The sequence below is a fragment of the Streptomyces sp. NPDC058464 genome (genome assembly GCF_042721035.1).
Lineage (GTDB): Bacteria > Actinomycetota > Actinomycetes > Streptomycetales > Streptomycetaceae > Streptomyces.
This window is the reverse complement of the sequence record NZ_JBHXMA010000027.1, coordinates 59260-76438: the sequence shown is the minus strand read 5'-3', so window position 1 is coordinate 76438 and position 17179 is coordinate 59260. Positions and strand designations below refer to the sequence as shown.

Here is a 17179-nt window from a genome sequence, read left to right as displayed (position 1 = left end):
CCGTGGATCGCGGCCGGGTTGTGGACAACTTCGCCACTCGTACGAGTGCTCGTGCCGACGCTCACGCCCCGGGCCCGCAGGTCACCGCAGCGAGACGACCGCCCCGAGCAGCCCGGGTCCGGTGTGCGCGCCGATGACCGCGCCGACCTCGCTCACGTGCAGGTCGACCAGCCCGGGCACCCGAGCCCGCAGCCGGTCGGCGAGAGCCGAGGCACGGTCCGGGGCGGCGAGATGGTGGACGGCGATGTCCACCTCGGCACCGCCCGCCCGCTCGGCGGTGAGCTCCTCGAGGCGGGCGATGGCCCGGGACGCCGTCCGTACCTTCTCCAGCAGCTCGATCCGGCCGCCGTCCAGCTGGAGCAGGGGCTTCACTGCGAGCGCGGAGCCCAGCAGGGCCTGGGCGGTGCCGATGCGGCCGCCGCGTCGCAGATAGTCGAGGGTGTCGACGTAGAAGTACGCGGTGGTGCCAGCGGCCCGCTTCTCCGCCGCCGTGACGGCCTCGTCGACGGTGCCGCCCGCCTCGGCGGCCTCGGCCGCCGCGAGCGCGCAGAAACCGAGGGCCATCGCGACCATCCCGGTGTCCACCACGCGCACCGGGACGGGTGCCTCGCGGGCGGCGAGAACCGCCGCGTCGTAGGTGCCCGACAGTTCGGCGGACAGGTGGAGCGAGACGATGCCGGTGGCCCCGGCCGCGGCGACCCTGCGGTACGTTTCGGCGAACACCTCCGGGCTGGGCCGGGACGTGGTCACGGGGCGCCGCTTCTGCAGGGCCTGGGCCAGGGAACGCGTCGAGATCTCGGTGCCCTCTTCGAGCGCCCGGTCACCGAGGACCACGGTCAGGGGTACCGCGGTGATGCCGTGGCGCTCCACCGTCCGCGGCGGCAGGTAGGCCGTTGAATCGGTGACGATCGCGACATGGCGGGACATGAGCTGGAGGTTACCTGGCGTAGCCCGGGCGCGGCAGCCCGCCCCCGGCGGCCCGGACCTGGACCGGCCGTGTCAAGTGGTGCTCTCCGGCCGGGGCTTCTTCTGCCAGGGGTACACCCGAGCGCGGCCGGGCGGCGTGATCGCGGGCTGCACCGGGTCCTCGGCCGCGGCGGACCGGGGTTGCTCGGGCCAGGTCTGACGGTCTCCGGGGCCGGCGGCGGCCTCGGGCCACGGCGGGGTCTGCGCGGCCGGATCCGGCCGGGTCCAGTGCCGCAGGGCGTCCGCCTCGACGCCGATCTGAGTGCTCAGGGTGTCGAGATCGTCGTCGGCGAAGCGGCGGGCCCGGTCGCGGGCCGCCCAGCGCAACGCGTCCGCGGACTCGGTGATGCGCTCGGTGCGGCGGCGCAGCTCGGGCAGGCGCGTGGCGAGCGTGGCCCGGTCCGGTTCGGACTCCAGGCGTCTGAGTTCGCCGTCCAGTTCCTGTCCGTGCGCGCTGAGGCGCTGGAAGAGCCCGAGGGACTCCTTCAGCGACTCGTCCTCGGCGACGCCCGCGTACAACGCGTCCTGGGTGGCCCGCATCGAGGTGCGCAGGGCGAGGCGGAGCTGGGCGATCTCGCCCGCCGGGCCGATCTGGACCATGGACTTGGCGCGCAGCGTGTGTTCCTCGACCGTGCGCCGGGCCTGCGTGATCGTACGGTCCACCCCGCGCTTGGCGGCACCGACGGCCTTGAAGGTGACGTACGCCCCACCGGCGACGAAGAGCAGGAAGAGCACGGCGAATACGGCGATCACTGCTTCCACGGTGCTCCTCCTCGCTGCCCACCACCCCGGCCGTTTCCGGGCACGGCGTGGATGGCCGTGCTCCACAACGGTAAACGCAAAGGGCAGGCCCGGAGTTCCAGAAAAACCCCGAACCTGCCCGTAGGGGACCACCCGGAGGCGGTCGGCGGTGTCACGCCGTGACGATGTTCACCAGCTTCGGCGCGCGCACGATCACCTTGCGGATCCCGGCGCCGTCCAGCGCCTTCACGACCGTCCCGTCGGCCAGCGCCACCTTCTCCAGCTCCTCCTCGGAGATGGCCGGCGACACCTCCAGGCGGGCCTTGACCTTGCCCTTGATCTGAACGACGCAGGTCACGGTCTCGTCGACGACGTAGTCCGGGTCGGCGACCGGGAAGTCCCGGTGCACGACCGAGTCGGTGTGGCCCAGCTTGCGCCACAGCTCCTCGGCGACGTGCGGGGCCAGCGGCGCGATCATCAGCACCAGCGGCTCGGCGACCTGCCGCGGCAGCGCGCCGCCCGCCTTCGTCAGGTGGTTGTTCAGCTCGGTGACCTTGGCGATGGCCGTGTTGAAACGCAGGCCCTCCAGGTCCTGGCGGACACCGTCGATCGCCTTGTGCAGGGCGCGCAGCGTCTCCTCGTCCGCCTCGGCGTCGGTGACGGTGACCTCGCCGGTGGACTCGTCGACGATGTTGCGCCACAGCCGCTGCAGCAGCCGGAACTGGCCGACCACCGCGCGCGTGTCCCACGGCCGGGAGACGTCCAGCGGACCCATCGCCATCTCGTACAGGCGCAGCGTGTCGGCGCCGTACTCGGCGCAGATCTCGTCGGGAGTCACCGCGTTCTTCAGGGACTTGCCCATCTTGCCCAGCAGGCGGGTGACCTTCTCGCCCTGGTAGTAGTAGGCGCCGTCCTGCTCCTCGACCTCGGCGGCGGGCACCGGGAAGCCGCGGCCGTCGCGGTAGACGTAGGCCTGGATCATGCCCTGGTTGAACAGCTTGTGGAACGGCTCGGCGGACGAGACGTGCCTCAGGTCGTACAGGACCTTCGACCAGAAACGGGCGTACAGCAGGTGCAGCACGGCGTGCTCGGCGCCGCCGACGTACAGGTCGACACCGCCGTGCGGCATGCCCTCGCGCGGGCCCATCCAGTACTGCTCGATCTGCGGGTCGACCAGCTGCTCGCTGTTGTGGGGGTCCAGGTAGCGCAGCTCGTACCAGCAGGAACCGGCCCAGTTGGGCATGGTGTTGGTCTCGCGGCGGTACTTCTTCGGGCCGTCGCCCAGGTCCAGGGTGACGTTGACCCAGTCCTCGTCGCGCGACAGCGGGGTCTCGGGCCGGGTGTCGGCGTCCTCCGGGTCGAAGGTGCGCGGCGAGTAGTCGTCGACCTCCGGCAGTTCCAGCGGCAGCATCGACTCGGGCAGCGCGTGGGCGACGCCGTCCTCGTCGTAGACGATCGGGAAGGGCTCGCCCCAGTAGCGCTGACGGCTGAACAGCCAGTCGCGCAGCCGGAAGTTGACGGTGCCCTCGCCGATGCCCTTGCGGGCCAGCCACTCGGTGATACGGGCCTTGGCCTCGGCGACCGGCAGGCCGTCCAGCTTGATGTCGTCGTGCGAGGAGTTGATGATCTTCGCGTCGTACGAGGCGAAAGCGTCCTCCCACGTCGACGTGTCGGTGCCGCGGCCGTCGGTCGGCTCGACGATGCAGACGATCGGCAGCTCGAAAGCGCGCGCGAACTCGAAGTCACGCTGGTCGCCGGCCGGTACGGCCATGATCGCGCCGGTGCCGTAGCCCATCAGCACGTAGTCGGCGATGAACACCGGGATCTTGTCGCCGTTGACCGGGTTGGTCGCATACGCGCCGGTGAACACACCGGTCTTGTCCTTGGCCTCGGCCTGCCGCTCCACGTCGGACTTGGCGCCGGCCTGCGCACGGTACGCGGCGACGGCCTCGGTGGGGGTGGCGTGGCCGCCGGTCCACACGTCGTGGGTGCCCTCGGGCCACGCCTCCGGGACGAACCGGTCGACCAGCGGGTGCTCGGGAGCCAGCACCATGTAGGTCGCGCCGAACAGGGTGTCCGGGCGGGTGGTGAAGACGGTGATCTTCTCGCCGTCGATCGGGAAGTCGACGCGGGCGCCCTCGCTGCGGCCGATCCAGTTGCGCTGCTGCAGCTTGATGGCCTCCGGCCAGTCCAGCTCGTTCAGGTCGTCCAGCAGCCGGTCGGCGTAAGCCGTGATGCGCATGTTCCACTGGCGCAGCTTGGCCTTGAAGACGGGGAAGTTGCCGCGCTCGGAACGACCGTCGGCGGTGACCTCCTCGTTGGCCAGCACGGTGCCCAGGCCGGGGCACCAGTTGACCGGTGCGTCGGAGGCGTAGGCCAGGCGGAACTCGCCCAGGACGTCGGCACGCTCGGTTGCGGTCAGCTCGTTCCACGCGCGCGTGTGGCCCGGTACGGCACGCTCACCGGACTCGAACTGGGCGATCAGCTCGGAGATCGGGCGAGCCTTCTTCGCCTCGTCGTCGTACCAGGAGTTGAAGATCTGCAGGAAGATCCACTGGGTCCACTTGTAGTAGTCCGGGTCGATCGTGGCGAACGACCGGCGCTTGTCGTGGCCCAGGCCCAGTCGGCGCAGCTGGACCTTCATGTTCTCGATGTTGGCCTCGGTGGACACGCGCGGGTGCGTGCCGGTCTGCACGGCGTACTGCTCGGCGGGCAGGCCGAAGGCGTCGAAGCCCAGGGTGTGCAGGACGTTGTGGCCGTTCATCCGCTGGAAGCGGGCGAAGACGTCGGTGGCGATGTAGCCCAGCGGGTGGCCGACGTGCAGGCCCGCACCGGACGGGTACGGGAACATGTCCATGATGAACTTCTTGGGCCTGGCGACCAGCGCGGGGTCGCCGGCCAGGTCGCCCGTGGGGTTCGGCGCCGCGTAGGTGCCGTCGGCGTCCCAGAAGTCCTGCCAGCGTGCCTCGATGTCGGCCGCCAGAGCGGCCGTGTAGCGGTGCGGCGCTGCCTCCGCCGACGTGGCGGCGGCAGCGGGGTTCGTCTCGCTCATGATCCTCAAAGCTCCATCGGTCGTCTCTGCCTGCGGCTGCGAACGTTCTAGAAACGAAAAATCCCCTCGCACAGGAGGGGACGCCGCGCCGATGCCGACCAACCGTTTCGTCCGGTGGTCGGGACTGATCAGCGCGGCCCGCTAAGCAGAAGGCGTACGGCACGCATGGCGTCAGGGTACCGCAGGCGTTGAGCAAGCCGCGACGCGCTTGCGTATCAACGGTTGACACGTGCGTCTGAGGCGACCATCGGGACGAGAGTTGAACCAGGTTCAAAAATTAGTTCGCGTAACGTCCGCTAAGGGACATCACAAGGACCGCACGGCCCTTTGATAACAACGCAATAACTCAAACCTCGTACTGATCGGTATGGCGCCACTTAGGCTGCGGCACCGGGACCGCTTTCCCGAACTGCTCGGAGTTGCCCCCATGAACCCTCGTCGTAGTAACAGCACGCTTCCCAAGCCAGGCCGTTCGGCCTGGGGGGTGGCGTCCGCTGTCGTTCTGTTGCTCATACCCGTGGTCGTGCTGACCGGAGGCAGCCAGTTCCAGTCGTTCCTGAACTTCGGCGCGGGCGTGCTCTCGCTCGTCTCGCTGAGCTGCTCGGTGATCTGGGGCCTGGTCGCACAGGACCGCATCTTCCTCAACACCCGCCAGCGGATCGTCGGTCAGGCCGTGCACCGGACGACCGCGGTCGCCTCGATCGCGTTCCTGCTGGTGCACATCGTCACGAAGATCGCCCTCGATCACACCGTGGTGATCGCCGCGATCATTCCCTTTTCGCTCGGCGTCACCGGAAGCGCCGGCCTGATCGGGCTCGGTTCGCTGGCCGGACTGCTGATGATCTTCGTGGGCGTCACCGGCGCCCTGCGCAGCAACTTCGCCGCCCCGGCCGTCGTCGCCGCCCGCTGGCGGGCCATGCACATGCTGGCCTACCCGGCCTGGTGCGCCGCGCTTATCCACGGCCTGTACGCGGGCCGCGCGGCGAAGCCGTTCTTCATGATCTCGTACGACCTGTGCCTGGTCGGCGTGATGGCCGCACTGGCGCTGCGCGCCGCCCCACGCCCCTTCAAGCGGAGGGTCGCCGACCGTCTCGTCTCCGTCCTCGGCAGTTCGGAGCGGCCGGAGCTGGACGACCTGGACGCCAGCCGCGCCCGCGCGGGCGAGTCCGGGTACCCGGGCTACGAGACCATGCGCGAGCGCGAGCCGAGGCCGTCACGCGCCGACACGGCGACCTCGCAGTCGAACCCGCTGTTCCCGTCCGCGGCGGCCGCCGCACCCGGCCCCGATCCGGCGTCCGGCTACGCCGCCGCCTACCGGGCGACGGCGGCGCCCGGCCAGCCCCAGTCGCCGTTCGCGGCCGGCCAGACCGCGCGCATGGAGCGCGTGGACGGCCCATCGAGCACCTCGGGCAGCTGGCCGATCCCGTCCCCGCCGCCGGTCGGCGAGGCCCCCCGGTCCGCGTACGACCCGCTCCAGGACACCGGATACAACATCCCGACCTATGGCAATCCGGGCGCCGGCGGGACGGTCGGACGTGACGTGTACGACACGGGTGAGACGAATGCCCGGTACGGGACGTACAACTCGAATGACACGTACAACAGCGGTCCCGCCAACGAACCACCGCCCGGAGCGTCCTTCGACGCCCCGGGTTCGGGCGAACCTTGGAACACGCCTTCCGGAGGCTATAGGTGAACGAGGCCCTGCCCGACGTCCCAGAAGTCCGCGTGGTCGGCCTTCCGCAGCTCACGTCGGGCTTCGACCTTGTCGAAAGACTCGATCTGCCCATGCACCTCAAGGTGCACGGGCCGCTTGAGCCCTTGGGCGGGGAGCAGCTCGCGCAGCTCTCCGAACGCATCAACCTGAAGGGCCGCGGCGGCGCGGGTTTCCCCTTCCACAAGAAGCTGCGCTCGGTCGCCGAGGCGGCGATCAAGCGCGGTGTACGGCCGGTCGTCGTCGTCAACGGCAGCGAGGACGAACCGGCCTGCCGCAAGGACACGGTGCTGATCAACCGTGCCCCGCATCTGATCCTGGACGGTGCGCTGCTGTGCGCCGAGGCGCTGGGTGCCCGCACGCTCGTGGTGGGGGTCACCCGGGAGTCCACGCAGCGCTCCATGGAGCAGGCGCTCGCCGAGCGCGGTCTGAGCAACGGCCGGCGTTCGGCGCTGAAGGCGTTCGTCCAGCGCAACCCGGTCCGCATGGTCACCGGCGCCGCCGCATCGCTGATCCGCTCGATCGACGGCGGCCCGGCGATCCCGCCCGGCCGCAAGACCAGCGCCTCGCAGAACGGTGTCGGCGGCGCGCCCACGCTGCTGTCGAACGCGGAGACGTTCGCGCAGCTGGCGATCGCCGCCCGCATCGGCCCGGAGCGCTACGGCAACACCGGCCTGTACGACGAGCCGGGCACCGTCATGCTGACGGTCTCCGGCGCGGTCGCCCGCCCCATGGTGATCGAGGTCCCCACGGGCGTGCCGCTGCGCTACGTCCTGCAGCTGGCCGGCGCCCCACCGGTGCCGCAGGGTGTGCTGACCGGCGGCTACCACGGCAAGTGGATCGACGCGGCCACGGTCAACGAGGCGATCGTCTCCCGCAACTCGCTCGACGCGGTGGGCGGTGCGCTCGGCGCCGGCGCCATCCTGCCCATCACGCAGGAGACCTGTCCGCTGGGCGAGTCTCTGCGGGTCGCCCAGTGGCTGGCGGAGGAGAGCGCGGGACAGTGCGGTCCCTGCTACCTGGGCCTGCCCGCGGCCGCGCGCGGCATGGAGGACATCCTCAACGGCGGCGGACCGGCCGCTCTGGAGGCGCTCAAGCAGGTCGCGAAGAACGTGAAGCGGCGCGGCGCGTGCTCGCACCCGGACGGCTCCGCGATGTTCCTCGAGTCGACGATCAAGGCGTTCACCGACGACCTGGCAGCGCACGTTCTCGGAAACGGCTGCGGACGGCCCGTGGAGGGCGTTCTGCCGCTCTTCGAGGACGGCAAGATGCCTACGGGCATCCCGGGCGGCGGCGAGCCCGAGGACAACGGCGGCGGCAGCCGTCAGAAGATCTACGTCGACTGGACACTGTGCAGGGGCCACGGTCTGTGCGCGGACATCCTTCCGGAGGTCTTCGAGCTGGGCGCGGACGGTTTCCCGACGGTCGCGCAGGCGAAGGTGCCGCGGTTCGCGGAGGCCAAGGCGCTGCGCGCGGTGCGCCGCTGCCCGGCGCTCGCCCTGCGCCTGGAGGAGGACACGCGCTCGCAGGCGCCGGCCAAGAACCTGCCGGTGCTCTCGCAGGGCCGCGGCCGCCGGGCGCTGGGACGCTGATCGCACATTTCACAGCACGCATGTGGGGCGGGTCACCCTGGTCGGGCGGCCCGCCCCACGCGTACGGGACGAACCCGCGAACGAAGTTCCCTCGGACGAGATTTCCGAGTGTTTCCGCGAAAACGCCGAAGGCGGACCACCCGTTCGGATGGTCCGCCTTCGACTTCTGTGGAGCTAAGGAGAATTGAACTCCTGACCTCCTGCATGCCATGCAGGCGCTCTACCAACTGAGCTATAGCCCCTTGTCCTGTTCCGCCCGGTTTCCCCGGCGGCGACGCCAACATTACACGGTCGAAGGGGTGCACCACCAAATCGTTTCCGTTCTGTACGGATACGGAGGCTAGTGTCGGACTTCGTGACCGTGATCGCGTTCTCCGAGACCCGGCGCCGGGTGCCGGTGGCCCTGGGAGCGTGTCTCCTGTCGTTCATGGCGTTCTGGGTGGCCCAGCGGGCCGCGCACGTGTCGATGATCGACCTGATGGTCTACCGGGCGGAGGGGGCGACGGTCCGCGCCGGCGGCGATCTCTACGCGCTGCGTACGACGACGGCTCATCTGCCGTCCACCTACCCCCCGTTCGCGGCTCTGCTGTTCACCCCGCTGACGCTGCTGGACGTCACGGGCATGCGCACGCTGGCGACGGCCGCGAATCTCGCCCTGCTGCTTGTGTTCGTCGGGCTGTCGATGCGGCTCGTCGGGCACGCGCGCGTGGAGCGCGTGCTGTGGGTCGCGGCGGCCGCGGTGTGGTGCGAGCCGGTGTGGACGACCGTGCGCTACGGGCAGGTCAATCTGCTGCTGGCCGCGCTGGTGCTGTGGGATCTGTCACGTCGTCCCGCCGAACGCCCGGACCGCTGGGCGGGGGTGGGTGTGGGACTCGCGGCCGCGGTGAAGCTGACGCCCGCCCTGTTCGCGGTGTTCCTGCTCGCCACGGGCCTGACCGCGCGCCTCGCAGGACGGGACGGGGGCCCGTGGCTGCGGCACGCGCGCGGGGCGGCCGCCGCCTTCGCGGGGGCGACCCTGCTGGCGGCGGCCGTCCTGCCGCACGACTCGTGGCGGTTCTGGACCGGGATGGTGTTCCGCACGGGTCGGGTGGGGCGGGCCGAGGAGACCGCGAATCAGGCCCTGCGCGGCGTTCTGGCGCGCTTGCTGCACACTCCCGACCCGGGAGCCCTCTGGGCCGCTGCGGCGGCCCTGACGGCCGCCCTGGGGCTCGCGGTGGCGGTGACGGCGGAGTTGCGGGGCCGGCGGGCCTGGGCCGTGGCCGTCTGCGCGGTGACCGCGCTGCTGATCAGCCCGGTGTCCTGGTCGCACCACTGGGTGTGGTGCGTACCGGTGGTGCTGCTGCTGTGGACGCGCGGGCGGCGGACAGCGGCCGCGGTCACACTGCTGGTCTTCTGCTCGTACGCCCTGTGGTGGGTGCCGCACGGCCAGGGTCGGCCCGAACTGCACCAGGACACCGTCGCCTTGACGCTGTCCGGGCTCTACACGGTCGCCGGGGTGCTGTTCCTCGCGATCGCCCGGACATCGTTGCCGAAGCCGGGCCCCGCTCAGGCCGTGACGAACGAATAGAACCGTTTGAGCGTGCAGTGCTCTTCGAGGAGCCGGCCGTAGATCGGCTCGCCCTCGAGCTCACGGTAGGTCTCGATCGGGTCGCCTTTTATGATCAGCGCCCGCGCGCACTCCTCGCACCAGTACTGGTAGTCGGGGTTGATCGGCTCCATGTCGCGGACGATCGGGGTGCCGCTCCCGCACCAGTCGCACTTCCGCCTGTGTGCACCCATCGATCAGCTCCAGCTGTGGCCGCAGGCCGTGCACACGTAGGAGATCCCGCCGTTGTCGCCGAGTACTTGGGCGACATGCGCGGAACCGCAGGAAGGGCAGAGCAGCCGGGTGATCGTGTCCCGTATCAACGACGCACCGAGGAGGTGGCCGCCCTCCTCAAGGATGCTCGCAGGCATCGCTACTCCTCCCGTCGGGCCGCGCCCCCTTCCGGCCGTTTGATTCTGCCACGGCCGGACCAATACGGTCAGCGACGCCTCAGTACCAGTCCGGACACGGCACCCGCGGCCGCCGTCGCGGCGAGCGCCCATGCACAGGCTGACAGCGCCTCCGCAGAGGTATACGCCCGCGGGCCCCCAACTGACTCAAGCCGGTTCAAGAACAGTGTGCCGAACGCGGCGACCCCTATGAGCTGGCCGAGCTGGGTGACGGTCGCGAGGAGTCCGCTGGCGTCCGCCGCGTCCTCGGGGCGCACGGTTGCGAGCGCGCCGGTGAGCGTGGGGCTGAACGCGAGCGCGAGCCCCACACCCACGCCGGCGTACGCCACATAGAGCCACGCGCCCCCGTCGCCGCCCCCGTGGAAGGCCAGCCCGACGCCGGCCACGCCCAGCGCGGCGAGCGCGAACCCGGCGGGAGTCAGCGCCCGCTGCCAGGCGGCCGGCCACCTGCGCCAGGTGAGGGCGACCGTGCCGAAGACGACGGCGGTCGGCGCGAAGGTGAGACCGGCGCGCAGCGCGCTGTAGCCGAGGCCGTTCTGGACGTGGAGGGTGAGCGTGAAGAGGAATCCGGCGTTGACGGCCATGACGGCGAGGATGCGCAGGACGGCCAGGGCCATGCCGGGGTGGCGGAGCACCCGGGGAGCGATCAGCGGGGCGCCGCCGCGCCGGGCCAGCCTCGACTCGTAGCCGCAGAACAGCGCGAACAGGAGCACGGCGGCGGCCAGGGACAGCCAGGACCACAGCGGCCAGTCCTCCTCCTGGCCGAGCACCAGCGGGACCGTCAGCAGCGACACGGCGGCCCCCAGCAGGACCAGGCCGGGCAGGTCCAGGCCGCGTGCCCGCTCGGGACCGGCTCCGGCGCCGAGCGGCAGGACGCGCCGGCCGAGGACGAGGAGTACGGCGCCGACGGGCACGTTGACGAGGAACACCGGCCGCCAGCCGGTGCCGAACAGGTCGGCGCTGACCAGGACGCCGCCGATGATCTGGCCGGCGGCGGCGCCGACCGCGAGGACCGCGGAGTAGGCGCCGAGCGCCCGGATGCGGGCCTCGCCGGTGAAGGAGCGCTGGACGATGCTGAGGACCTGCGGGATCATCACCGCCGATCCGGCGCCCTGCACCAGCCGGAACACGATCAGCTCGGTGGCCCCCTGGGCCAGGCCGCAGGCGAGCGACGCCGTCGTGAACAGGGCGAGGCCGGCCAGGTGGACCCGGCCGTGGCCGAGCCGGTCGCCGAGCCGGGCGCCGGTGATCAGCAGCACGGAGTAGGTGATGGCGTAGCCGGCCACGACCAGCTGCAAGTCCGCGCCGGAGGCGTGGAGTTCGGAACCCATGGTGGGGGCCGCGACGTTCACGATGAAGACGTCCAGCACGGCCATGAACAGGGCCGCGAGGACGACCGCGAGGAGCACCCGGGGCCGGTTGTCAGTGCCGGGTGCTTCACTTTTGGCAGGGGTCGGAGCCGGTGCGGGACCTGGTCCCGTCCGGGATGTCGTCGTCATGCGTCCGAGCGTGGCGGCGGGCCGGTACGGGTGCCGAGAGCCCGCCGATGCTGGTACTGGCAGCACCTGGCAGCGGGCGGGGACCGCGCCCACGATGGAGGACGTGACGACGGGGGACGTGACGATGGCGACGACAGCACACCGCCGCAGGCCGGAGCTGGCGGCGTTCCTGCGCAGCAGGCGGGCCCGGGTGCAGCCGGCGGACGTCGGGATGCCGCCGGGGCTGCGGCGGCGCACGCCGGGGCTGCGGCGGGAGGAGGTCGCCCAGCTCTCGGGCGTGGGCGTGACCTGGTACACGTGGCTGGAGCAGGGCCGGCCGATCAACGCCTCGGCGCAGGTGCTGGACGCGGTGGCACGGACGCTGATGCTGGACCTCCCGGAGCGGGAGCATCTGTACCGGCTGGCGGAGGTGCCGTTCGCCCCGATGCCGGAGGGGCTGTCCCGGACGGTCGGCGCTGAGGTGCAGGGCATCATCGACGCACTCGACCCTCTGATGGCGGTGGTGTACACCTCGCGCTACGACGTGCTGGCCACCAACGCCGCGTACCGGGACCTGTTCCTGGTGCCGGAGACGGTGCGGATCGGCGTGCCGAACGTCCTGTGGACGCTGTTCACGGTCTCGGAGGAGGCCTCCCCGGTGGTGCACCTGCAGCGTGAACTGCCGGTGATGGTGGCCACCCTGCGTTCCTGCTACGGCAGACATGTCGGCGAGCCGGCGTGGGAGGACTTCATACAGGCGCTGTCCCAGGCCAGTCCGTACTTCGCCCGGTTGTGGGCGAGCGGGGCGGTGGCGCAGCCGGGGCCGCGGGTGAAGACGTTCCGTCATGAGGCGGTGGGCGAGCTGCGGATGACGTCGCAGTCGCTGTCGATCGACGGGATGCCGGAGGCGCGGATCGTGGTCTACACGCCGGAGGACGAACGGACGCGGGAGCGGGTGGCGTTGCTGCGGGAGCGCAGGCAGCGGCTGTGGCCGGTGACGGAGGAGGAGGCCACCGAGATCATCCGGGAGTGGAACACGAGAAATCCCGCCCTCTGAGGAGGACGGGATTCTCATCACCGATCTTTGACAACTCGACAATGTGCGGAGTGTCGATCTGTGGAGCTAAGGAGAATTGAACTCCTGACCTCCTGCATGCCATGCAGGCGCTCTACCAACTGAGCTATAGCCCCTTGCGTTCTTCCCGTCTTCCCGCTCGGCGGGGTGAACAAGAAGAACTTTAGCCTGCGACCTGCCGGAAAGTGAAATCCGGGCCCCGGCGAGGTCAGGTGGCTCAAAGATCCTCAGTCGTCGTCGCCGAGGACGGGCTCCGGGAGGGTGCCGGCGTTGTGCTCCAGGAGCCGCCAGCCGCGGGCGCCTCCGCCGAGCACGGACCAGCAGCAGTTGGTGAGACCGCCGAGGCTCTCCCAGTGCCGGGACTCCAGGCCGAGTAGACGGCCGATGGTGGTGCGGATGGTGCCGCCGTGGCTGACCACCACGAGGGTGCCGTCCTCGGGGAGCTTCTCGGCGTGCCGGAGCACGACGGGAGCGGCCCGGTCGGCGACCTCGGTCTCCAGTTCGCCGCCGCCGCGGCGGACCGGCTCGCCGCGCTTCCAGGCGGCGTACTCGTCGCCGTGGCGGGCGATGATCTCCTCGTGGGTGAGGCCCTGCCACACGCCCGCGTACGTCTCCCGCAGCCCCTCGTCGTGGATCACGTCGAGGCCGGTGAGGACGGCGAGCTGGGCGGCCGTGTCGGAGGCCCGCCGCAGGTCGGAGGAGACGATCGTGTCCGGGCCGAGGGAGGCGAGCAGGCGGGCCGCGCGGCGGGCCTGGCCGACGCCGGTCTCGGTGAGCTCGACGTCGGTGGAGCCCTGGAAGCGGCGCTCCACGTTCCAGGCGGTCTGACCGTGCCGCCACAGGATGATGCGGCGGCCGCGGCCCTTGCGGTCGGTCACCTCGCCCGTGGCGCTCATCACCACTGCCCGCCCGGCTCGCCGGTGTCCTCGGCGGCCTGGAGCTGGGCGTGCTCCGCCGCCTTGCCGCGGGTGGCCTTGGCGTCGGCCGGCAGCTCGATCTCGGGGCAGTCCTTCCACAGCCGCTCCAGGGCGTAGAAGACACGCTCCTCGCTGTGCTGGACGTGGACGACGATGTCGACGTAGTCGAGCAGGATCCAGCGGGCCTCGCGGTCGCCCTCGCGGCGCACCGGTTTGGCGCCGAGTTCCTTCTGGAGGCGTTCCTCGATCTCGTCGACGATCGACTTGACCTGGCGGTCGTTGGGTGCGGAGGCCAGCAGGAAGGCGTCCGTGATCGACAGGACGTCGCTGACGTCGTAGGCGATGACGTCGTGGGCGAGCTTGTCGGCGGCTGCCTGGGCGGCGGCGGAGATGAGCTCGAGGGAACGATCGGTTGCGGTCACTGCATGGCTTTCCGTCGGCGGTCGTTTGACCTCAAGGGTCTCACGGACCACCGGGCGCACCCCACGTGATTACCGGGTCACGTGGGGTGCGAGGGGCCGCCGCTCAGGAGGAGGACGGCTTGTAGTCCTGGCCGAGGACGACGGAGACGTCGGCGCCCGAGCCGACCGTGCCCTTCTGGACGGTGCCGGTGCCGGTGCCGAGGCCGAGGGTCTTGGCGACCTCGGTGGCGTTCTCCTTGTCGGCGGCGTCGGAGTACAGCACCTTGGAGGTGGCCTGGGTGCCGGAGGCCGTACCGCCTTCCAGGAAGGTGTAGCCGCCGTTGACGAGGACCACGCGGGCCTTCTCGGTGTCGTCCTTGACGCCGGTGGCGTTCTGGACGGAGACGCGGACCGCGGAGCCGGCCGCGGGGCTCTTGGCGGTGCCGCCGAGGATGTCCTTGACGACGCTGGAGCTGGTCTCGGCGCTGAGGGTGCCGTCGCTCTGCACGGGCAGCAGGGCGGTCTTGTAGTCGCCGTCCTTGGCGAGGTCGGCGAGCTTGGCGAGGAAGGTGCCGAGGTCCTTGTCGGTGAGGGACGGGTCGAGGATCTGCGCGAGGGTCTGCACGGTGGTCGTCGCGGCGGAGGAGTCGGAGGACATCTTGCGCAGGACACCCTGCATGACCTGCCCGAACCGCTCCAGCTGGGCGTTCTGGGCCTCGCCGGAGGCGCGGTAGGTGGCGTAGGCGACGGCGGCCTTGCCGCCGAGGGTCTGGTCCTTGCCCTTGTGGACGAGGGGCTCCTCGCCCTTCTTCTTGGCGTCCGGGTCGGGGACGTCGGCGTCGGCGTCGATGTCGATGTTGCCGACGAGTTCGACGAGGTTCTGCAGGTAGGGGGTGTCGAGGCGCCAGGTGCCCTCGATGCTGGTGCCGAGGACGGTGTCGAGCTGGTCGCGGGTGCCGGAGGAGCCGTCGTCGTCGACGGACTTGGCGAGGGTCGTGGTGGTGCCGTCGTCGTCGGTGAGGGCGAGGAAGTTCGGCAGCAGGACGGTGCTGCCCTGCTTCGTGGTGGTGTTGTCGACGAGCAGCACGGTCGAGGTGCCGCCTCCGCCGGTGTTGTGCAGGTGGAGGACGATCACGTCGCGTTTCTGGGCGACTGCGGAGGTCGTCGTACCGCCCTTGGTGCCGGAGGAGGAGACGCCGGGGAGTTTTCCGGCGTACCAGAGGTAGCCGACGCCGCCGACGGCGACCAGGGCCAGGACGACGACCAGGGCGACCATCCGGCTGCGGGCGCGGCGCTTGGCCTCCTCGCGGCGCTCGGTGCGGTTCTCGGTGAAGTTCAGCCAGTCGATGACGTCCTCGGAGTCACCGTCCGGCTGCTCGACGAACGCGAACTGCCCTGTGTGGTAGTCCCGTTCGTCGTCGGCCTGGCGGGGTCCGGCGGGTACGGGCCCGGGTTCCCTGCCCGGTCCGGCCTGCTGCGGGATGTGCGCGGTCTGCTCGGCGACCCGGGGCTGCCGGCCGCCGGTGGCCGCCTGCCCGTAGGGGTCGTAGGCGGTCTGGCCGCCGGTGCCGTACGGGTCGTATCCGGGCGTGGGCGGCACGGACGGCTGTTGTCCGGTGTCGTAGACGGGGGCCTGCTGTCCGGTGTCGTAGGACGGCGCGGTCTGCTGCCCGCCGCTGGCGTACGGGTCGTAGCCGTAGCCCTGCCCCTGCCCCTGGCTCGCGTACGGGTCGTACGTCTGCTGCTGTTGTGCCGGGATCTGGCGGTACACCGGCTGCCCGTACTCGTCGTAGCCGACGAGTTCGTACTGGTCGCTTCCGTAGCCCGCGTCGTATCGGTCGTTCACCGGTGCCCCTCTCGGCTCACTCGCCGCGGTACAGGTCGCGCTTGTCGATGTAGCGCACGACTCCGTCCGGCACCATGTACCAGATGGGGTCGCCCTTGGCGACTCTCGCACGGCAGTCTGTGGAGGAGATGGCGAGCGCGGGAACCTCCACCAGCGAGACGCCGCCCTCCGGGAGACCGCGGTCGGTCAGGTGGTGGCCGGGCCGGGTGCAGCCGATGAAGTGGGCCAGGGAGAAGAGTTCCTCGGAGTCCCGCCAGGTGAGGATCTGGCCCAGCGCGTCGGCGCCGGTGATGAAGAACAGGTCGGTGTCGGGGTTGAGGGCCCGCAGGTCGCGCAGGGTGTCGACGGTGTAGGTGGGGCCGCCGCGGTCGATGTCGATACGGCTGACGGAGAACTGCGGGTTCTCCGCGGTCGCGATGACCGTCATCAGATAGCGGTCCTCGGCCGGTGAGACGGCACGGGCGGTCTTCTGCCACGGCTGCCCGGTGGGTACAAAGACCACCTCGTCCAGGTGGAACTGGGCGGCGACCTCACTGGCCGCCACGAGGTGACCGTGGTGGATCGGGTCGAACGTTCCGCCCATGACGCCGAGGCGGCGTTTGCCGGTGTGCGCGGGACCCGCCGGCGTGTACCGCGGGGTCGTCACCGGGGTGGCGGCGTAGTCGGCCTCGTCATTCGCCGGACCGGTAGGCATGTCCTGCTCTCCCATGCGTGCAGACCCTACCGGCCCGGCCCGTGGGCCCCGCCCGGAGGACCGGTGCCGGGCTCGGCGTCCGGCTCAGCGGTCGCGGTTGAAGCGGGTGGTGATCCACAGCAGGAGCAGCAGGATGACGAGGGCGCTGCCACCGGTGACGGCCGGGTTGAGGCTGTTGTGGTTGCCGCCGTGCTCCTCGCCCTCGGCGGCGAGGGTGACCAACTGGGCAGCGGCGCTGTGAAGATTCATCATCTGCGGCAGGACCTATCGCGTGTGGACGGGATAAAGATGTCGGCTCATCGTAAGCGTGCGGCCCGGCGGCGATCACGCCGACTCCTCCGTTGGGCCGACGCCTGAACGAAGCCCGAGGCCCGAGCGAAGCCCGACGCCCGAGCGCCACCCGGCCGGTGCCCGGCCCGGCTCCTGCGTTCTCCCGTGTCCTTCTGCGTCACACGTCCTCGTGGGTCACACGTGCGTCGCACCGGACGGGGGGAACGATCCCGGCGGCTCAGTCGTCCTTCTGTTTGTACCCGCGCAGCAGGAACCAGGCGGTCAGTGCGCAGCCGACGAACATGACGACGAGGACGACCCGGAGCAGGTCGCCCGAGCCCTGTTGCTGGGCGGCGCTCGCGGCCTGGGTGAGCCAGGCGGCCGGGGGGTGGTGCTCCATGAGGACTCCTTCGGCTGTACTGCCCGTCCACGGTATCT

16 protein-coding genes and 2 tRNA genes are annotated in these 17179 nt (G+C 70.8%); 4 read left to right on the top strand and 14 right to left on the bottom strand.

Annotated elements, in window-relative coordinates:
* Positions 1–81: 81 nt before the first annotated feature.
* The 3 genes from ACFWPQ_RS31740 to leuS form a co-directional block, all read right to left on the bottom strand.
* On the bottom strand, positions 82–927 hold the full coding sequence (locus ACFWPQ_RS31740) for a DegV family protein (RefSeq protein ID WP_361294559.1): 846 nt from the start codon (positions 925–927) through the stop codon (positions 82–84).
* A gap of 72 nt (positions 928–999) precedes the next feature.
* Positions 1000–1728 (bottom strand): hypothetical protein, encoded by a 729-nt coding sequence (locus ACFWPQ_RS31735; RefSeq protein ID WP_384042243.1) that lies wholly within the window; start codon positions 1726–1728, stop codon positions 1000–1002.
* Positions 1729–1879: 151 nt separating this feature from the next.
* Complete coding sequence (leuS, locus tag ACFWPQ_RS31730; RefSeq protein WP_384042240.1) at positions 1880–4759, bottom strand: leucine--tRNA ligase; 2880 nt, start codon at positions 4757–4759, stop codon at positions 1880–1882.
* Positions 4760–5186: 427 nt separating this feature from the next.
* Here leuS and ACFWPQ_RS31725 point away from each other — a divergent pair, with 427 nt between their 5' ends.
* A complete protein-coding gene (locus ACFWPQ_RS31725) occupies positions 5187–6455 on the top strand; it encodes a cytochrome b/b6 domain-containing protein (protein WP_384042237.1) in 1269 nt (422 codons plus the stop codon).
* Complete coding sequence (locus ACFWPQ_RS31720) at positions 6452–8065, top strand: NADH-quinone oxidoreductase subunit NuoF family protein (RefSeq protein WP_181801638.1); 1614 nt, start codon at positions 6452–6454, stop codon at positions 8063–8065. Before ACFWPQ_RS31725 ends, ACFWPQ_RS31720 begins: the two co-directional genes overlap by 4 nt.
* 169 nt (positions 8066–8234) lie before the next feature.
* Here the strand turns inward: ACFWPQ_RS31720 and ACFWPQ_RS31715 are convergent.
* Positions 8235–8307 (bottom strand) — tRNA-Ala (locus tag ACFWPQ_RS31715).
* 113 nt (positions 8308–8420) lie between these two features.
* Between ACFWPQ_RS31715 and ACFWPQ_RS31710 the strand changes: the two genes are divergently transcribed.
* Positions 8421–9632, top strand: a complete 1212-nt coding sequence (locus tag ACFWPQ_RS31710) for a glycosyltransferase 87 family protein (protein ID WP_384042234.1) — start codon at positions 8421–8423, stop codon at positions 9630–9632.
* Here ACFWPQ_RS31710 and ACFWPQ_RS31705 read toward each other — a convergent pair.
* From ACFWPQ_RS31705 to ACFWPQ_RS31695, 3 genes are all read right to left on the bottom strand, one after another.
* Positions 9611–9844 carry a hypothetical protein gene (locus ACFWPQ_RS31705; protein WP_006136074.1) on the bottom strand — a complete coding sequence of 78 codons (234 nt, stop codon included), beginning with the start codon at positions 9842–9844 and terminating at the stop codon, positions 9611–9613. The two genes, ACFWPQ_RS31710 and ACFWPQ_RS31705, sit on opposite strands and share 22 nt — an antisense overlap.
* 3 nt (positions 9845–9847) lie before the next feature.
* A complete protein-coding gene (locus tag ACFWPQ_RS31700; protein WP_361294543.1) occupies positions 9848–10021 on the bottom strand; it encodes a hypothetical protein in 174 nt (57 codons plus the stop codon).
* 68 nt (positions 10022–10089) lie between these two features.
* Positions 10090–11559 (bottom strand): MFS transporter, encoded by a 1470-nt coding sequence (locus ACFWPQ_RS31695; RefSeq protein WP_384042231.1) that lies wholly within the window; start codon positions 11557–11559, stop codon positions 10090–10092.
* 94 nt (positions 11560–11653) lie between these two features.
* Between ACFWPQ_RS31695 and ACFWPQ_RS31690 the strand changes: the two genes are divergently transcribed.
* Positions 11654–12595, top strand: a complete 942-nt coding sequence (locus tag ACFWPQ_RS31690) for a helix-turn-helix transcriptional regulator (protein WP_384042228.1) — start codon at positions 11654–11656, stop codon at positions 12593–12595.
* A 61-nt stretch (positions 12596–12656) separates the two neighbouring features.
* Here ACFWPQ_RS31690 and ACFWPQ_RS31685 read toward each other — a convergent pair.
* The 7 genes from ACFWPQ_RS31685 to ACFWPQ_RS31655 all read right to left on the bottom strand — a co-directional run bounded on the left by ACFWPQ_RS31685 (position 12657) and on the right by ACFWPQ_RS31655 (position 17141).
* A tRNA-Ala gene (locus ACFWPQ_RS31685) sits at positions 12657–12729 on the bottom strand.
* Positions 12730–12840: 111 nt separating this feature from the next.
* Positions 12841–13509, bottom strand: coding sequence for a histidine phosphatase family protein (locus ACFWPQ_RS31680; protein WP_384042225.1), 669 nt, complete (start codon positions 13507–13509; stop codon positions 12841–12843).
* The gene (gene rsfS, locus ACFWPQ_RS31675) at positions 13509–13952 is read right to left on the bottom strand and encodes a ribosome silencing factor (RefSeq protein WP_361294534.1); all 444 of its coding nucleotides are present in this window, start codon (positions 13950–13952) and stop codon (positions 13509–13511) included. The genes ACFWPQ_RS31680 and rsfS overlap by 1 nt, the downstream gene beginning before the upstream one ends.
* 103 nt (positions 13953–14055) lie before the next feature.
* Positions 14056–15777, bottom strand: a complete 1722-nt coding sequence (locus ACFWPQ_RS31670; protein WP_384042222.1) for a LytR C-terminal domain-containing protein — start codon at positions 15775–15777, stop codon at positions 14056–14058.
* 16 nt (positions 15778–15793) lie between these two features.
* Positions 15794–16486: a nicotinate-nucleotide adenylyltransferase gene (gene nadD / locus ACFWPQ_RS31665; protein WP_361294528.1), complete on the bottom strand. Its 693-nt coding sequence runs from the start codon at positions 16484–16486 to the stop codon at positions 15794–15796.
* Positions 16487–16555: 69 nt separating this feature from the next.
* Positions 16556–16723 (bottom strand): hypothetical protein, encoded by a 168-nt coding sequence (locus ACFWPQ_RS31660; protein ID WP_177232770.1) that lies wholly within the window; start codon positions 16721–16723, stop codon positions 16556–16558.
* A gap of 256 nt (positions 16724–16979) precedes the next feature.
* Positions 16980–17141: a hypothetical protein gene (locus ACFWPQ_RS31655; RefSeq protein WP_384042219.1), complete on the bottom strand. Its 162-nt coding sequence runs from the start codon at positions 17139–17141 to the stop codon at positions 16980–16982.
* Positions 17142–17179: the final 38 nt, after the last annotated feature.